Annotated in this window: 15 protein-coding genes; 11 read left to right on the plus strand and 4 right to left on the minus strand. The window is 68.6% G+C overall.

Going from position 1 to position 15663, the window contains the following annotated elements; genetic code table 11:
* Window positions 1-63: 63 nt before the first annotated feature.
* The 9 genes from EV137_RS31635 (at window position 64) to EV137_RS31675 (ending at window position 11382) form a co-directional block, all read left to right on the plus strand.
* The gene (locus EV137_RS31635) at window positions 64-468 is read left to right on the plus strand and encodes a TOBE domain-containing protein (protein WP_445991799.1); all 405 of its coding nucleotides are present in this window, start codon (window positions 64-66) and stop codon (window positions 466-468) included.
* Window positions 468-1244 carry a molybdate ABC transporter substrate-binding protein gene (modA, locus tag EV137_RS31640; protein WP_134131790.1) on the plus strand — a complete coding sequence of 259 codons (777 nt, stop codon included), beginning with the start codon at window positions 468-470 and terminating at the stop codon, window positions 1242-1244. Before EV137_RS31635 ends, modA begins: the two co-directional genes overlap by 1 nt.
* Window positions 1241-2047, plus strand: coding sequence for a molybdate ABC transporter permease subunit (gene modB, locus EV137_RS31645; RefSeq protein WP_134131791.1), 807 nt, complete (start codon window positions 1241-1243; stop codon window positions 2045-2047). Before modA ends, modB begins: the two co-directional genes overlap by 4 nt.
* Window positions 2044-3105: an ABC transporter ATP-binding protein gene (locus tag EV137_RS31650; protein ID WP_134131792.1), complete on the plus strand. Its 1062-nt coding sequence runs from the start codon at window positions 2044-2046 to the stop codon at window positions 3103-3105. Before modB ends, EV137_RS31650 begins: the two co-directional genes overlap by 4 nt.
* A gap of 241 nt (window positions 3106-3346) precedes the next feature.
* On the plus strand, window positions 3347-5920 hold the full coding sequence (gene lanKC / locus EV137_RS31655; protein WP_134131793.1) for a class III lanthionine synthetase LanKC: 2574 nt from the start codon (window positions 3347-3349) through the stop codon (window positions 5918-5920).
* Between the two features lie 4 nt (window positions 5921-5924).
* Window positions 5925-6062: a SapB/AmfS family lanthipeptide gene (locus tag EV137_RS31660; RefSeq protein ID WP_130387812.1), complete on the plus strand. Its 138-nt coding sequence runs from the start codon at window positions 5925-5927 to the stop codon at window positions 6060-6062.
* Between the two features lie 120 nt (window positions 6063-6182).
* A complete protein-coding gene (locus tag EV137_RS31665) occupies window positions 6183-8039 on the plus strand; it encodes a prolyl oligopeptidase family serine peptidase (RefSeq protein WP_202871210.1) in 1857 nt (618 codons plus the stop codon).
* 14 nt (window positions 8040-8053) lie between these two features.
* Complete coding sequence (locus EV137_RS31670; protein ID WP_238175670.1) at window positions 8054-9688, plus strand: ABC transporter ATP-binding protein; 1635 nt, start codon at window positions 8054-8056, stop codon at window positions 9686-9688.
* Window positions 9685-11382, plus strand: a complete 1698-nt coding sequence (locus EV137_RS31675; protein ID WP_134131795.1) for an ABC transporter ATP-binding protein — start codon at window positions 9685-9687, stop codon at window positions 11380-11382. The genes EV137_RS31670 and EV137_RS31675 overlap by 4 nt, the downstream gene beginning before the upstream one ends.
* On the opposite strand, the gene EV137_RS31680 is transcribed toward EV137_RS31675, so the two are convergent.
* Window positions 11361-11996 carry a response regulator transcription factor gene (locus EV137_RS31680; RefSeq protein ID WP_238175671.1) on the minus strand — a complete coding sequence of 212 codons (636 nt, stop codon included), beginning with the start codon at window positions 11994-11996 and terminating at the stop codon, window positions 11361-11363. The two genes, EV137_RS31675 and EV137_RS31680, sit on opposite strands and share 22 nt — an antisense overlap.
* Window positions 11997-12392: 396 nt before the next feature.
* On the opposite strand from EV137_RS31680, the gene EV137_RS31685 reads away from it, so the two are divergent.
* A complete protein-coding gene (locus EV137_RS31685; RefSeq protein WP_134007698.1) occupies window positions 12393-13019 on the plus strand; it encodes a transglycosylase family protein in 627 nt (208 codons plus the stop codon).
* Window positions 13020-13095: 76 nt separating this feature from the next.
* Here the strand turns inward: EV137_RS31685 and EV137_RS31690 are convergent, their stop codons facing one another.
* From EV137_RS31690 to EV137_RS31700, 3 genes are read right to left on the minus strand one after another with little or no spacing between them, the layout of a single operon-like run.
* Window positions 13096-13746 (minus strand): class I SAM-dependent methyltransferase, encoded by a 651-nt coding sequence (locus EV137_RS31690; protein WP_134007696.1) that lies wholly within the window; start codon window positions 13744-13746, stop codon window positions 13096-13098.
* A gap of 4 nt (window positions 13747-13750) precedes the next feature.
* On the minus strand, window positions 13751-14392 hold the full coding sequence (locus EV137_RS31695) for a Pr6Pr family membrane protein (RefSeq protein ID WP_134131796.1): 642 nt from the start codon (window positions 14390-14392) through the stop codon (window positions 13751-13753).
* Window positions 14393-14432: 40 nt separating this feature from the next.
* Window positions 14433-14972, minus strand: coding sequence for a 2TM domain-containing protein (locus tag EV137_RS31700; protein WP_134131797.1), 540 nt, complete (start codon window positions 14970-14972; stop codon window positions 14433-14435).
* Window positions 14973-15050: 78 nt separating this feature from the next.
* Between EV137_RS31700 and EV137_RS31705 the strand changes: the two genes are divergently transcribed.
* A complete protein-coding gene (locus tag EV137_RS31705) occupies window positions 15051-15650 on the plus strand; it encodes a TetR/AcrR family transcriptional regulator (RefSeq protein WP_134131798.1) in 600 nt (199 codons plus the stop codon).
* Window positions 15651-15663 lie beyond the last annotated feature (13 nt).

Consider the following 15663-nt stretch of genomic DNA (forward strand, 5'->3'; position numbering starts at 1 on the left):
ACTTTCCGTCACCGCTTCGCGACTGTGGAAAACCTGGCATCAATCCGCATCTGCGGCGGTAGGCTGTCTTCCGTGCCGAACTTGCGGATCAGTGAGGCGGCCGCCCTCCTCGGGGTCAGCGACGACACCGTGCGTCGCTGGATCGATCAGGGCCGGCTGCGGTCGAAGCAGGAGAACGGCCGGATGGCCGTCGACGGGCAAGTGCTCGCCGCGTTCGCGCAGGAGCTGGCGGACTCGCCTGAGCCGGGTCACACCGCCGCGGCGTCGGCGCGCAACCGGATGCGGGGGATCGTCACCCGGGTGCTCAAGGACGGTGTGATGGCCCAGGTCGAGATGCAGGCCGGGCCGTTCCGCGTCGTGTCGCTGATGAGCCGTGAGGCCGCCGACGAGCTCGGCCTGGAGCCAGGGGTGGTGGCCGTCGCTTCCATCAAGTCCACCCATGTCGTCGTCGAGATCCCGGAGGCTTGATGTTCCGCCGTACCGCGTTCGCCGCCCTTGCCACGGTCGCCGCGCTCGCCGTGGCCGGGTGTGGCGGCGACACCCCGGCGGCATCGTCTCCGTCGACCAGCTCGTCGGCGTTGTCGGGCACGGTGAACGTCTTCGCCGCCGCCTCGCTGACCGGCACGTTCACCCAGCTGGGCAAGGACTTCGAGGCCGTCCACCCCGGCGTGAAGGTGACCTTCAACTTCGGCGGCAGCTCCGCACTCGCGCAGCAGATCAACTCCGGAGCGCCGGCGGACGTCTTCGCGTCGGCGGCGCCGAAGAACATGGACGATGTGAAGGACAAGGGCACGCCGACGAACTTCGTGAAGAACACGCTGGAGATCGCCGTACCGAAGGGGAATCCGGGCAAGATCACCGGGATCAAGGACTTCGCGGACAAGAACAAGAAGCTCGCGATCTGCGCGGCCCAGGTGCCGTGCGGCGCGGCGGCCGCGAAGGTGTTCGCGGCGGTCGGCATCACCGCGCAGCCGGACAGCCTCGAGCAGGACGTGAAGGCGGCGCTCACCAAGGTCAGCCTCGGTGAGGTCGACGCGGCCCTCGTGTACAAGACCGACGTACTGTCCGCCAAGGACAAGGTCGAGGGCATCGAGTTCCCGGAGTCGAGCAAGGCCGTCAACGAGTACCCGATCGCCACGCTGACCAAGGCCCCGAACCCGGACGGCGCCCAGGCCTTCGTCGACTACGTCTTGTCCGACAAGGGCAAGATGGTCCTGACCGCCGCGGGCTTCGACGCGCCGTGAGCCGTCGTGGCAGGAGCACCAGCGGGCGGCTGCCTCTAGTACTCCTGCTGCCTGCTCTGCTCGGTCTGGCGTTCCTGCTCGTCCCCTTGGTTGGTCTGCTGATCAAGGCGCCTTGGTCGACGCTGCCGGACCGCCTGTTCAGCGCCGACGTGTGGCAGGCACTGCGGCTGTCACTGGTGTGCGCGACTCTTGCCACTGCCTTGTGCTTGCTACTAGGTGTTCCTCTGGCCTGGCTGCTCGCCCGTGGCGGGTTGCCGGGGCGGAGTCTGATCCGGGCGTTCGTGACGGTTCCTCTAGTGCTGCCGCCGGTGGTTGGTGGCGTTGCGTTGTTGCTGGTGCTCGGACGGCGCGGTCTGGTCGGTCAGCACCTCGACACGTGGTTTGGCGTGTCGCTGCCGTTCACCACTGCCGGTGTGGTTGTTGCAGAAGCCTTTGTGGCTATGCCGTTCCTGGTGATCTCCGTGGAGGGCGCGCTGCGTGCTGCTGACCCGCGGTACGAGGAGGCGGCCGCAACACTCGGTGCCGGACGGTGGCTGACGTTCCGGCGCGTGACCCTGCCTTCGATCGCACCTGGCGTTGTTGCGGGGACAGTACTCTGCTGGGCGCGGGCACTGGGTGAGTTCGGCGCCACCATCACGTTCGCGGGCAACTTCCCGGGCCGTACGACGACCATGCCGCTGGCCGTGTACTTGGCGTTGGAGACTGATCCCGAGGTGGCCGTCGTACTGAGCCTGGTGCTTCTGCTGGTGTCTGTCGTCGTACTGGCGGCTCTCCGCGAACGCTGGATCGGTGGGCTTCGTTGACTCTGTACGCCGATGTGCAGGTGAGCCGTGGCTCCTTCGAGCTCGCACTGGACCTGACTGTCGAGCCTGGTGAGGTTGTCGCGCTTCTCGGCCCCAACGGAGCCGGCAAGACCACAGCGCTCCGTGCCATCGCCGGACTGCTCGCGTTGGACCGCGGACGCATAGCCCTGGACGACACGGTGTGGGACGAGCCGCCGCGCACGTTTCGTACGCCGGACCGTCGGCCGATCGGCGTGGTGTTCCAGGACTACCTGCTGTTCAACCACCTGAACTGCTTGGAGAACGTGGCGTTCGGTCTTCGCGCCCGCGGTGTAGAGAAGCAGACCGCCCGGCTGGAGGCCTCGCGCTGGCTCGAAACAGTCGGCTTGTCGGAGTACGCCCGTACTCGCCCCCGCGCTCTGTCCGGCGGGCAAGCCCAACGCGTGGCCCTGGCCCGCGCGCTGGCCACCGACCCCGAGCTCCTGCTGCTCGACGAACCACTGGCCGCACTGGACGCCGGTACGACGCTTCATGTCCGAGCCGAACTGGGCCAGCACCTCAACCGCTTCGAAGGCCGCACCCTGCTGGTCACCCACGACCCGCTGGACGCCATGGTCCTGGCCGACCGCCTGGTCATCATCGAGCACGGCCAGGTAGTCCAGGAAGGCAGACCCACCGAGGTGGCCCACCGCCCCCGCACCGACTACGTAGCTCAACTAGTAGGCCTGAACCTCTACCGCGGCGACGCTTCAGGCACCGCAGTCAGACTGCCCGAGGGCGGCACGATCACACTCGCCGAGCCAGCCACCGGCCCAGTCCACGTAGCCTTCCCGCCCACCGCCGTCAGCCTCTACGTAGAGCCCCCGTCCGGCAGCCCGCGCAACACCTGGCCCGCGGTGGTCACCGGCATAGAACAGCACGCCCACACAGTCCGAGTCCGCCTGGACGCCTCCCCCAGCGGCCCCGCCGACCTCCTCGCCGACATCACCCCCGCCGCAGTAGCCGACCTCCACCTCACCCCCGGCCAACCCCTCCACACCACCCTCAAAGCCACCGAGGTCCACACCTACCCGGTCTGATCGCGCCGGCTGTACGACGAAGACCGACGGAAGTTACGGGCCGTGATGTTCTTGCGGTGGATTGACATGTTGTCGCGGGGTGATTTGCGCTCAGGATACTCGATTCGGTAACGAAGAGTGTCTACTTACTCACTCGTAGTGTGTGCGTTCTTCACGTAAGAGTGATGACATCGTGCACTACGCCGACCCCTCCCGGGGCGCCCAAGATGTGGCGGGACCACGAAAGGGGGGTCGGACAGTCATGCACGAGAGTTACGAGTTCTACTGCCTTGCGGATCGGCGGTTCTACGAGACGCCGGCCAACCGTGGTGCGCAGCATCCGGATTTCGCGATCACACAGCGGCCGGTGCCGAGCGGCTGGCAGCACGTGCCGGGCGAGCAGTGGATGCACTACGCGCCCGACGGTCTCCGGCTTCCCCAGCAGGGCTGGAAGATTCACGTCTCGGCGCGGCTCCAGGACGTCGGGCGGACGCTCGAGGCCGTGTGGGAGTACTGCGTCCCGCGCGGCATCGCGTTCAAGTTCCTGCGCAACGAGGCCGTCCTGGTGATGACGAACTCGAAGGCCGCTCCCCGCGGGTCGAGCGGCAAGCTGGTGACGATCTACCCGACCGACGACACGCAGCTCGAGCTCGTGCTCAAGGAGCTCGACGAGGTCCTCCACGGCGTCGAAGGCCCCTATATCCTGAGCGATCTGCGCTACGCCGAGGGTCCGCTGTTCGTGCGGTACGGCGCCTTCGTCAGCAGATACTGCCTCTCCCTGACCGGGGAACGCGTCCTGGCGATCGAAGACGCGCAGGGCAATCTCGTCCCCGACCACCGCGGCCCGACCTTCGTCCTGCCGCCCTGGGTCGAGCTCCCGGACTTCCTGCGGCCGCACCTCGAAGCGCGCAATGCCGTCACCACCGACGACCTCGCGTACACGATCGACGGCGTCATCCAGTTCTCCAACGGCGGCGGCGTGTACCTCGGCCACCACAACGAGACCGGCGACCGCGTCGTACTCAAGGAGGGCCGCCCGCACGCGGGTCTCGACATGGCCGGGCGGGACGCGGTCGCGCGGATCGCCCACGAGCGCGACATCCTCGAGCAGCTCGACGGCCTCGACGCTGTACCGAAGACGCACGACTACCTGCAGCTGGGTGACCATCACTTCCTCGTGCAGGAGCACATCGACTCGGTGTCACTGCAACGCGAGCTGGTACGGCGTTATCCGCTGACGCATCCGGACGCGACCGAGGCCGACAAGGCGGCGTACGCCGAATGGGCGACCGCGATGATCGCCAAGGTCGGCGAGGCCGTCGGCCAGTTGCACGAGCGCGGCGTGGTGTTCTGCGACCTGCATCCGGACAACCTGCTGCTCGACGTGAACGGCAAGCTGACGCTGATCGACTTCGAGGTCGCGACCAAGGCTGAGGACCACGCGCGCTCGACGCTCGCCCATCCCGGGTACGCCGCTCCGCAGGACCGGCAAGGTGTCGACGTCGACCGGTATGCGCTCGCCTGTATCGCGCTCGGCGTTTACGCGCCGCAGGCAACGATCTTGCTGAATCTCCACCCCGGCAAGGCGTTCCAGCTCGCCGACATGATCGCGGACACGTTCCCGGTGCCGCGCGCGACGCTCGACGAGGCCGTCCGGACGATCGTCGGCGCCAACACCACCAACGAGCTCGAAGACCTGGCCCTGCCCGGCAAGGCGGAGTGGACCGACGTACGCGCGGCACTCACCAAGGCGATCGTCGCGGCAGCGACCCCGGAACGCACCGACCGCCTGTTCCCCGGCGACATCGCGCAGTTCCGCGACGGCGGCGGCATCGACCTGGCCACCGGTGCGGCCGGTGTCCTCTACGCGCTCGCCAGGACAGGCGCCGGACGCTTCCCGGAGTACGACGACTGGCTGCGCAAGCAAGCCCTGAACACCGCGGCCGGCCCCGGCCTGTACGACGGTCTGCACGGCGTCGCGCACGTCCTCGACGAGCTCGGTCACCGGCAGGACGCGCTCGACCTGGTCGAACGCACTCTCGCCGACGACTGGAGCTCCCGCGAGCTCGGACTGCACTCCGGCCTGTCCGGCATCGGCCTGAACCTTCTGCACTTCGACACCGAGCCGGCGTTGCGGGCCAAGGCCGTCCGAGTCCTCGACCTGGTCGCAGACCGGCTCGACCAAGACGTACCCGAGATCAGTGGCGGTCAGCATGCCCGTGCCGGCCTCATGTACGGCGCTTCCGGTCCGGCGCTGCTGTTCCTCAACGCGTTCGAGCAACTCGGCGACACCGGTCTGCTCGACCTTGCGGAGATCGCGATCCGGCAGGACCTCAAACGCACCGTGCTCACCGAGGACGGGATGCGCCAGGTCAACCAGGGCTGGCGGACGTTGCCGTACCTCGAAGAGGGCTCGGCCGGTATCGCTCTTGTGCTCGAACGCTACCTGCGCCACCGCCCGTCCGAAGAGTTCGCCGCCACGCTCCAGGAGCTCAAGCGGGTCACTCACTGTTCTTACTACGTCCAGCCCGGCCTGTTCATGGGTCGCGCCGGCCTGCTCCTCACCGCCGCTGCGCTCGGCGAGGACCAGGCGACGGTCGACGACCTCGTGCACGGCCTCGGCTGGCACGCGATGCCGTTCGAGGGCGGTCTCGCGTACCCGGGCAACCAGTTGCTCCGTCTCTCGATGGACCTGGCCACCGGATCGGCCGGCGTCCTGCTGGCTCTGGGTACGGCGCTGCACCATGCGGATCCTGCGCCGGTGTCCCTCCCGTTCCTCGGACCTCCCCAGTGGTCCGAGTCCTCATCCCGACGACTTGCACCGAAGGAGGTGTAAACACATGGCACTTCTCGACCTTCAGGGTCTGGAGACCCCGGGTTACGGCCACGGCGGCCACCACCACGGCGGCTCCACGCTGACCGTGCTGGGCTGCGCTTCGCAGACCCCGAGCAACCTGAGCCTGCTGCTCTGCCACTGATAACGGCACCTGTATGTCAGGTAGTGAGGCCCTGGGCGGGCAGTACCCGCCCAGGGCCGACCTGTCTCTGGGTAGCTCCGAGCCCGCGGGCTCGTTGTGTTGGTGGACAAGGAGAGTGAGGTGATTGTCTCCGTGCAGGCTTATCCATGCGCCGAGCGTCTGACGCTCGTGGAGCAGGTGCACGGTTGTACCGTCGCGGACCCGTACCGCTGGCTCGAGGATGCTTCAGCCTCCGAGCACTGGCTCCGGGACCAGGACGACCTGTGGCTGACGTACGCCGCGTCCCTGACCAGCCGGTTCCGCTGGAAGAACCGCGTCCGGCAGCTGTCCGACGTCCGCAGCGTGTCCACGCCCGTCTGGCGCGGTGGCCGCTGCTTCACACTGCGCCGCGAGACCGGGCAGCAGTACGCCGTGCTGTACGTCGACGAGACGCCGCTCATCGACCCGAAGCAACTCGATCCGAGCGGCCTGACCACGCTCGACGCCTGGCAGCCCTCTCCGGACGGCACCAAGCTGGCATACCAACTCTCCCGCGGCGGCGACGAACGCTCCTCGCTCCACGTCCTCGACGTACTGACGGGCGAGCTGATCGACGGCCCGATCGACGGCTGCCGCTACTCCCCCGTGGCCTGGATCCCGGACAACGAGACCTTCTACTACGTGCGCTTCCGTCAGGTACGCCGCCACCGCGTGGGCGACCCCGACGACGCCACGATCCTTGCCGACGAGGCGTCGTACGGGCTGGAGATCAGCGCGGACGGCCGCTGGCTGACGATCTGTACGACAACCGAGGTGTGGCTCGCTGACCTGACAACGGACGCGCCGCCGCGGCACCTCCCGCAGGACGCGACCACGATCATGTCGGTCGGTCCGGACGGCCGTTTGTACGTCGTCACCACGCAGGACGCGCCCACCGGCAGAATCTGCGTCGGCGACCCGACCGAGCCAACGGTCTGGCACGACTACATCCAGCCCAACGCGCCGCTGACCGGTCTCGCCGTCCTCGACGACGTCGTCCTGGTCAGCACGGCAACCAAGATCACCGTCCACGACCGTTTGACGGGTGAAGGGCAAGGCAGGGTCGAGCTGCCCGGTGCAGGATCGGTTGGTTCTTTGACGGCGCACGGGAATCGGGCTTGGTTCAGTTACACAGACAGCGTCACGCCGCCGAGGGCCTACTGCTACGACGCGAGCACCCACAACACAACGGACTGGGGTAGCGCGGAAGGCGGTGGGCACGAGGCCGAGACGCATCGGCTGACGGCTGGTTCCGGTGTCGAGCTGCGAGTGATCGGCAAACCAGGACCGCGTCCCACGATTCTCTACGGGTACGGCGGGTTCGGGCAGGCGCTCACCCCGACGTACTCCGCCTTCGCGCTGGCCTGGGTCGAAGCAGGCGGCTCCTTCGTCACCGCGACACTCCGTGGCGACGGTGCATCGAGCACCCGCCACCACAAGCAGGACACCATTGACGACTTCATCGCCGCCGCCGAGCACCTGATCGCCGAAGGCTGGACCACCGCCGACCAACTCGCCATCTGCGGTGAGTCGAACGGTGGCCTCCTCACCGCGGCTGCACTCACCCAACGCCCGGAGCTGTTCGCCGCCGCGGTCTGCTCGGCACCGCTGACCGACATGATCCGCTACGAGCTGTCGGGTCTCGGCGAGCGCTGGACCGCGGAGTACGGCTCGGTCAAAGACCCCGACGCCTTCAAGACCCTCGCGAGCTACTCGCCGTACCACCGTGTCACCGACGGCGTGAAGTACCCGGCCGTGCTGCTGACGGCCTTCGGGAACGACACCCGCGTCGATCCGCTGCACGCGAGGAAGCTGTGCGCGGCGCTGCAGCACGCGACGGCGAGCAGCCGGCCGGTGCTGCTGAGGTTCGAGCCGAACGCCGGACATACGACCGGCGGCATCAACCTCGCCGCCGACATGCTCGCCTTCATCGCCACCGAGACGGGCCTGAGCCAATGATCACCTTCAACCAAGTGGCCAAGCACGGGCGAGGCTGGTTGCCGCTGATCGGGGTCAACGCGCTCATCGGCAGCGCCGTCACGCTCGCACTCCCGACCATCCTCGGTCGTTCGGTCGACTCGATCGTGGCCGGCACCGGGTATACGCGCTGGCTGATTGTCGCGGCAGGGCTGATCGGGCTCGGGATCGCGGCGAGCATCGTCGACGCGTTCGCCGGCGCAGCCTGTGTCGCCGAGACCACGGCCTGGCTCCGCCATCGGCTCGTCCGGCACGTCGTCCGCGGCGGCCCCGGCGGTACGCGCGACTTCGAGACCGGCGACCTCGTCACCCGTGTCTCGGCCAACGCCACCGACGCCGCTCAGGCCGGACCGGCCGCGGTGACCGCGATCGCCGCGATCGCGCCCCCGCTCGGCAGCCTCGTCCTGCTGGCAGTGATCGACCCCTGGCTGGCCGCCGCGTTCTTCGGCGGCGTCCTGCTCGTGGTCCTTGTCCTCTGGACCTTCGCCAAGCGGACCGCCGACGTCAGCCTCGCCTACCAGGAAACCCAGGGCCGCATCGCCGCCCTGCTGTCCGAGTCGCTCACCGGCATCCGCACCATCACGGCCGCCGGTACGACGGAACGCGAGGAGCGCCGCATCCTCGGTCTGCTCCCCGAACTGCACCGCAACGGCGTCGTCACCTGGCGGATCCTGGCTCGCTCCGGCGCGCAGGCCGCGGTCGTCGGCCCGCTCGTCCTCGTCGCCGTCCTGGCCGTCGGCGGACTGCAGCTCGTGGCCGGCAACATCACCGCTGGCGAGCTGTTCGCTGCCTCGCAGTACGCCGTGCTCGGCGCCGGCCTCGGCAACTTGACCGGTGTGCTCGGCGAGCTCGCCCGGGCGAAGGCCGGCGTCCAGCGGACCGGTGAGGTGATCGCCATCGAGCCAGTCGCCCACGGCACCTTGACGCTGCCGGCCGGTCCCGGACAACTGACGTTCGACGGCGTCAGCGTGGTCGCCCATGGGAACGTCCTGCTGGACAACGTGAATCTCGATCTCCCGGGTGGGATCACGATCGCTGTCGTCGGCCCGAGCGGTGCAGGCAAGTCGACGTTCGCAGCGGTCGCGGCGCGGCTACGGGACCCGTCGACCGGACAGGTCTCGCTGGACGGCGTACCGCTGCAGGCCGTCAGCCGGCGCGCGCTGCGCAGCGCGGTCGGATGCGCCTTCGAGCGTCCGCAGTTGGTCGGCCGGACCGTCGGTGAGGCGATCGATCCGCACGCGGTCAGCCCGGTCCGTACGCTCGCTGCCGCCCGCGCCACCCACGCCCACGACTTCGTCAGCCGCCTGCCCGACGGGTACTTCACTTCGTTGCGCAAGGCACCGATGTCCGGCGGCGAACGGCAACGCCTCGGCCTGGCGCGTGCCTGGTCGGCCCGTCGCCTGCTGGTCCTCGACGACGCGACATCGAGCCTGGACACCGCGACCGAACGCCAGATCAGCCGCACCCTCACCGAGGACCGGCACCATCGCACCCGCCTGATCGTCACCCACCGCCCGGCCACCGCCGCGCGCGCAGACCTGGTCATCTGGCTCGACCACGGCCAGGTCCAAGCCATCGCCCCGCACGCCGACCTCTGGCACAACACGTCCTACAGAGCTGTCTTCGGATGAGACGAGAGCTGTCGTACGGCGCTGCCGCGCTGCGGAAGCGGGCCACGGTCAGGTTGATCGGGTGGTCGGTTCCGGAGATCCTGCCGACGGCGGTGTACGGGATCGCAGTGGCGCGGGCGACGGACAGCTTTCTCGACGGGCATGCGTGGCAAGGAATCGCCTGGCTGGGCGGGCTGGTCGCGACAGCTTGTTTGGGCGCGGCCGGAGCGCGGCAGGTGTACGGCCGGCTCGGTGAGCTGGTCGAGCCGTTGCGAGACGATCTGGTACGCCGGGTTGTCGGCGGCGCGCTCCGCTCCGGGGACGACGGGGCGGTTGCGCGACTGAACCGGCAGGTGGAGATCGTTCGTGACACGTTCGCGGGACTGGTCCTCGTGCTGCGCAGTTTTGCGGTCACGCTGTTCGGCGTACTGACCGGATTGTTGTCACTCGCTCCGCTCGTCGCCGCATTCGTCGTACCGCCGTTCTTGCTGGGATTCATGCTGTCGCTCGCGGTGCTCGGGATGGCAGCGGACCGGGTGCGCGCCTCGCTGACAGCGGACGAGGAACTCGCCGCGTCGGCGGGGATGGTGTTCGGCGGAGTACGCGACATCTCCGCAGCCGGGACCGAGGAGTACGCCGAGTGGTTGGCCGGCCAGCCGATCGAGGCCCACGCGGCGGCGGAGCGCGCCCTGGCGAAAGTGTCGGCGCTACGGACGTTGTGCTTCGCGGTCGGCGGTTGGCTTCCGTTGCTGATCCTGCTCGCGGCGGGGCCGTGGCTGGTGGGGCGTGGAGTCAGCACGGGCACGCTGCTCGGCGGGCTCACCTACGTCCTGATCGGCTTGCAACCGGCGCTGAACACGGTGATGAACGCTCTGGGCGACAGCGGCCTGCGGTACGTGATCACGCTCGGCCGGATCCTCGACGCCTCGACACCGGCCGAGGATCCGCGACCGGTCGACGAGCTGAACGGCTACCAGGTCCGCCTGCGTGCGCTGACGTTCGCATACGGTCCCAAAGCCGAGCCGGTGCTCGACCAACTCGAGCTGACGATCCCCGAGGGTGAACACCTCGCCGTCGTCGGCCCCAGCGGCATCGGCAAGTCGACGCTGGCCGGCCTGATCTGCGGCATGCTCACGCCGACGAGCGGTCGCGTGCTGGTCGGTGGCGCCCCTCCTGCCGAGGTGACTCCGGAAAGGCTCGCCAAGACCCGCGTACTGATCCCGCAGGAGGCCTACGTCTTCAGCGGCACCGTCCGCGACAACCTGGCCTACTTGTTGCCTGATGCAACAGATCACCAACTCGAGCTCGCCGCGAAGGCTATCGGCGCCGAGCAACTCGTCGAACGCATCGGCGGCCTGCACGCCACCGTCCGGCCGAACGAGCTCTCCGCCGGTGAGAAGCAACTGCTCGCGCTGGTGCGCGCCTATCTGTCACCCGCACCGCTCGTAGTGCTCGACGAAGCGACCTGTTTCCTCGACCCCGAGGCCGAACGGCAGGCCGAGGAGGCGTTCGCGAAGCGTCACGGAACGCTCATCGTGATCGCGCACCGCATCAGTTCCGCCCTGCGCGCGCGTCGCATCCTCGTCCTGGACGGCAACCAGGCCGCGCTCGGGACCCACGTCACCCTGATGCGCACGTCCCGCATGTACCGCGACCTGCACGGCAGCTGGACACCCGCACCCCGGACAGCTGCTCAGATCCAGCCGGCGTCCTGAGCCTTCCGGATCGCCTCGATCCGGCTGCGGGATCCGGTCTTGGCGAGGATCCGGGACAGATAGTTCCGCACAGTGCCCGCGCTGAGGCTGAGCGTACGGGCGACCTCCTGCGCGGTCGCGCCGGTGGTGACGTGCCGCAGTACCTCGCACTCGCGATCGGTCAGCGGGTTGTCACCGGCCTTCAACGCCGCCACAGCCAGCCGTACGTCGACCACGGGCAGCCCCTTCGCGACGTCGCGCACTGCCTGCACGAGGAGGTCCGTGGTCGCATCGGTCGCGATCAACCCGATCCGCGGCGCCTGCTTCACCAGCGCCAGGCTGGTCGCCGCGATCGCCTCGTGGTCGATCAGCACCAGCACCCCGCGCCCGGCGAGTTTGCGGCACAGCTCCTCGATCCGGATCCGGCCGGGCAGCTGCGGGTCGAGCAGGAACACGTCCGGACGTCGCCCGGCCACCTGGAGCACGTCCTCCGAACGGTCCAGCTCGGCCACCACGTCCAGGTCGTTCTCTCTTGCCAGCACCGCGGCCAGTGCACCACGCACCAACGTGCCGTGATGGCCGAGAGCCACTCGGATCACCGCTTCCGCCCCCATCACATCCGTCGCCTCATCCACCGGCTGCCACGCCGCGATCGCCGGACCGCGGCACCCGTGTCTCGATAACGAGCGAACCGCCCGGACGACACGGGACAACGCCGCCGAGACAGCCCCGGACAGCCGATTCCAAGCGGTGGTAAACCGATCGGTTCCGCCCATCGTCGCCCTGCGCGCCGAGCCCGGAAACCGTTCTGTTGTTGGGGTTTCGGAATGTCAGGCCCTGGAAAAAGTTCGGGGCAGATCGGAATCTGGGGTTGCGTTTCCGCCGAACGTCCCACAGGATGACTCAGGTCACGCCGTTACCGGGGCGTGACCGTTCGGACGCCGTCCTGTGACCTGTCCGAGTGCCCCTCTCCCCTGCACGGGGGCCTGGTGCGTCCCACCATGCCCAACCTCACAAGGAGCGCTTTTCAGATGTCCAAGGCCCGACATGCGCGCACCCGGCGAAGTACCCGCCGGGTGGCTCGAACCCTGTCCATCGCCGGTCTGGGAGCCGGCATCACCGCAGCCGGCGCCGGTGCGGCGTTCGCGACCGACTACCAGGTCAAGTCCGGCGACACCCTCTCCGAGATCGCCCAGGCCAACGGCACCGACTGGCACGAACTGGCCCGGATCAACAACCTGAAGGACCCCAACCTCATTCTGATCGGTCAGACTCTGACGCTGGACGGCGTGAAGAAGGCCGCCGCCGCGCCGAAGAAGGTCACCACGAAGGCCGAGAAGACCTCGAAGTCCGAGAAGACCGAGCGCAAGGCCCGGCCCAACCGTTCCGAGGACCGCCCGGCGACGAGGAGCGGCAAGGCCGACCTGAGCGGCGCCTGGGCCAAGGTCGCGAACTGCGAGTCCAGCGGCAACCCGCGCGCTGTGAACCCGGCCGGCTACTACGGGCTGTTCCAGTTCGACCTGCGGACCTGGCGCAGCGTCGGCGGTTCCGGCAACCCGGCGAACGCCTCCGCGGCCGAGCAGTTGATGCGCGCGAAGAAGCTCTACGCGCAGCGCGGCGCCTCCCCCTGGCCCGTCTGCGGCAAGTACCTCCGCTGACCCGGCAGCCGGGCGGGCCGGTGGCAGACCGTCCTCCCACCACCTGCCCGGCACCCCGGACGGCTTTCCCAGTGGATCAGGTGCGGGTGATGACCAGCATCTGGTCGGCGCCTACCTGGAACTCGTAGGGCACCTTGCGGATCTCGTAGGTCACCCCTTCGAGCGAATCCAGCAGGTCCGGCAGCCACGGGATCGGCTCGCCGGCCCCTTGCAGCACCAGCGGGAAGATCCGTACCTCGGCGTTACTGACCCGGATCAGCTCGCGCAGCGCGGCCGCGTGCCAGTCCCGGTCGTACTTGTCGGCCCACGTGAACAGCAGGTGCGAGCACAGCACCAACTCGAACCGCCGATCGCCGAACGGCAGATCCGGCAGGCCCGCGGCGACGTACCGCTCCGGCGCGGCGGCGACGTCCTGCAGGAACCGGTCGGCCGCCTCGATCCGGAGCTGGTCCTTCCGCTCCGGCGATCCGTACCAGTGCCAGACGAAACTCCCCTCGTGCTCGCCGACGATCCCCGACGTCGCCGGCAGGCTGCGCCGGACGCTGTCGACGAGTTCGGGATGGTCCAGCTCGTACGCCGGATCGGCGGCGATCGCGTCCACGCCACGGGCCGCGGCCTCGGCGGTGAAGCCGGCGCCACCCGCGCAGCAGTCGAGCACGGAGTCGGGGAGTTCCTTCAGGTCGAACATCGCTTCGTACTCGGCGTACGAGCGCGAGGTCACCAGCACGGGTCTACCTTTCGACGGTGGTCTTCCGGCGCAACCTGCCGTCGAGGGTGGTCGCCCCCGCCGCCAGAGCCAGGAACAGTACCGCCACCAGCAGACAGTTCAGTAGCACCTTTCCGTACCCGTGCTCGTCGACGTTCACGAACGGATATGGATAGAAACCGACGAACGCGCCGCGGACCAGCGTGAACACCAGCCACAGCACCGGGTACACGATCGACCAGCCGACGATCTCCCAGTCGGTCCGGCCACGCGGCCCGAACACCAGCCAGCCCAGTACGCCGACGACCGGCGCCGCGGTGTGCAGCAGCAAGTTCGCGACCGACCCCCATCCGTGCAGGTCGTCCGTCCCGGCCAGTACGGCGTGGTAGACGATCCCGGTCACCGCAATGCACAGCACGCCGTTCAGCCGCAGAGTGTCGAACAGCCGGCTCCGCGGGCGGTCCGGAAGTGCGGCCAGCATCAGCGCGGTCCCACCGAGCAGCAGGTTCGACTGGATCGTGAAGAACGCGAACACGTTGAACACCCGCTCCGGGTTGTCCGGGAAGAACCCCTCGTGTCCGGTCGCCGTCACCACCAACTGGATGACGATCCCGCATACCACGATCAGCCCGGTGATCGCCGCCCAGATCCGCCCGACCATTGTCATGCCGAGAATGTACGACGAGTTGCCGGGTGATCCCGGGAGGTCAGGCGGACTGCTTCTCCCGGGACGCCCCGTCGAACGAGTAGCTGAACGAAACGACCGCGTCGATCGCCAGCACGAGCGTCCAGGTGCCGGCCGGGGCGAGGACCGCGTCGTACCCGCGACCGGAGAGCAGGCCGAGGCCGATCATGATGCCAACGCCGACGACGTACGCGAGCAAGTGCCGGAACCAGCCGGCGCGTTCGCGGCGCGCGCGCTCCGGGCCCTTCTTCGGCGGCTTCACCGGACGCGGCGCGCCGCCCAGGAAGTGCGCCGCCCACTGGTCCGCCCACTTCAGCGTCTGGTGCCCGAACCCGACGCTGACGCCGATGAAGATCGCGGCCAGCGAGTGCTTGAACGCGGGCTCCGCTCCCCGGTGGATGTCCAGGACGCTCGCGACCAGCATCACGACGTCGACCAGCGGTACGCCGGCCAGTAGGACGAGACCCGCCTTCGGCCGCCGCAACAGGTAGCGCGTCACCAGGCCGCCGGCGAGCAGGACCCAGAATCCGATCTCGCACGCGGCGATCACAGCGATCAGCACGGCGTTCCCCTTCCGAGAAAGTTTTCAGTACGACTGTGTTGTAAACGAGACTAACACAGCTGTGCTAAAAAGGACGCCATGCCGAAGATCGTCGATCACGCCGTCCGTCGCGAGGAGATCGCCGAGGCGCTGTGGCGGGTGGTCCGCCGGGACGGGATCCGCGCGGCGTCGGTCCGCACCGTCGCCGCCGAGGCGGGCTGGTCCGCGGGCGCGGTGCGCTACTACTTCCCGGACCAGGACGGGCTGCTCAGCTTCGCGATGGACCTGGTGTCACGCCGGGTGACGGAGCGGGTCAGCGGGATCGAGCCGAAGGGCAGCGCGATCGCGATCGCGCTGCGGTACCTCGAGGAGGCCCTCCCGCTGGACGCCGAACGGCGCGCGGAGTTCGACGTCTGGATGGCGTTCATGGCCCAGGCCCAGGCCGAGACCGGCGCGGGCAGCCTGCACGAACACGTCGACACCGTGCACGACGGACTACGCCGGTTGTGCGAGTCGCTGCTGAACTCGCTCGCCGACGACGGAGCTCTCAAGAACGGTCTCGATCTACGCCGCGAGGCCGAACGCCTGCATGCCCTGATCGACGGCCTCGCCCTGCATGCCGCAATCCAACCCGAACGCAGCACGGCGACCCGGATCCGGCAGATCCTGCGGCATCATCTCGAGACGCTCATAGCCTGAGTAACCCCTTACA

The sequence above is a fragment of the Kribbella pratensis genome (assembly GCF_004366075.1).
GTDB lineage: Bacteria > Actinomycetota > Actinomycetes > Propionibacteriales > Kribbellaceae > Kribbella > Kribbella pratensis.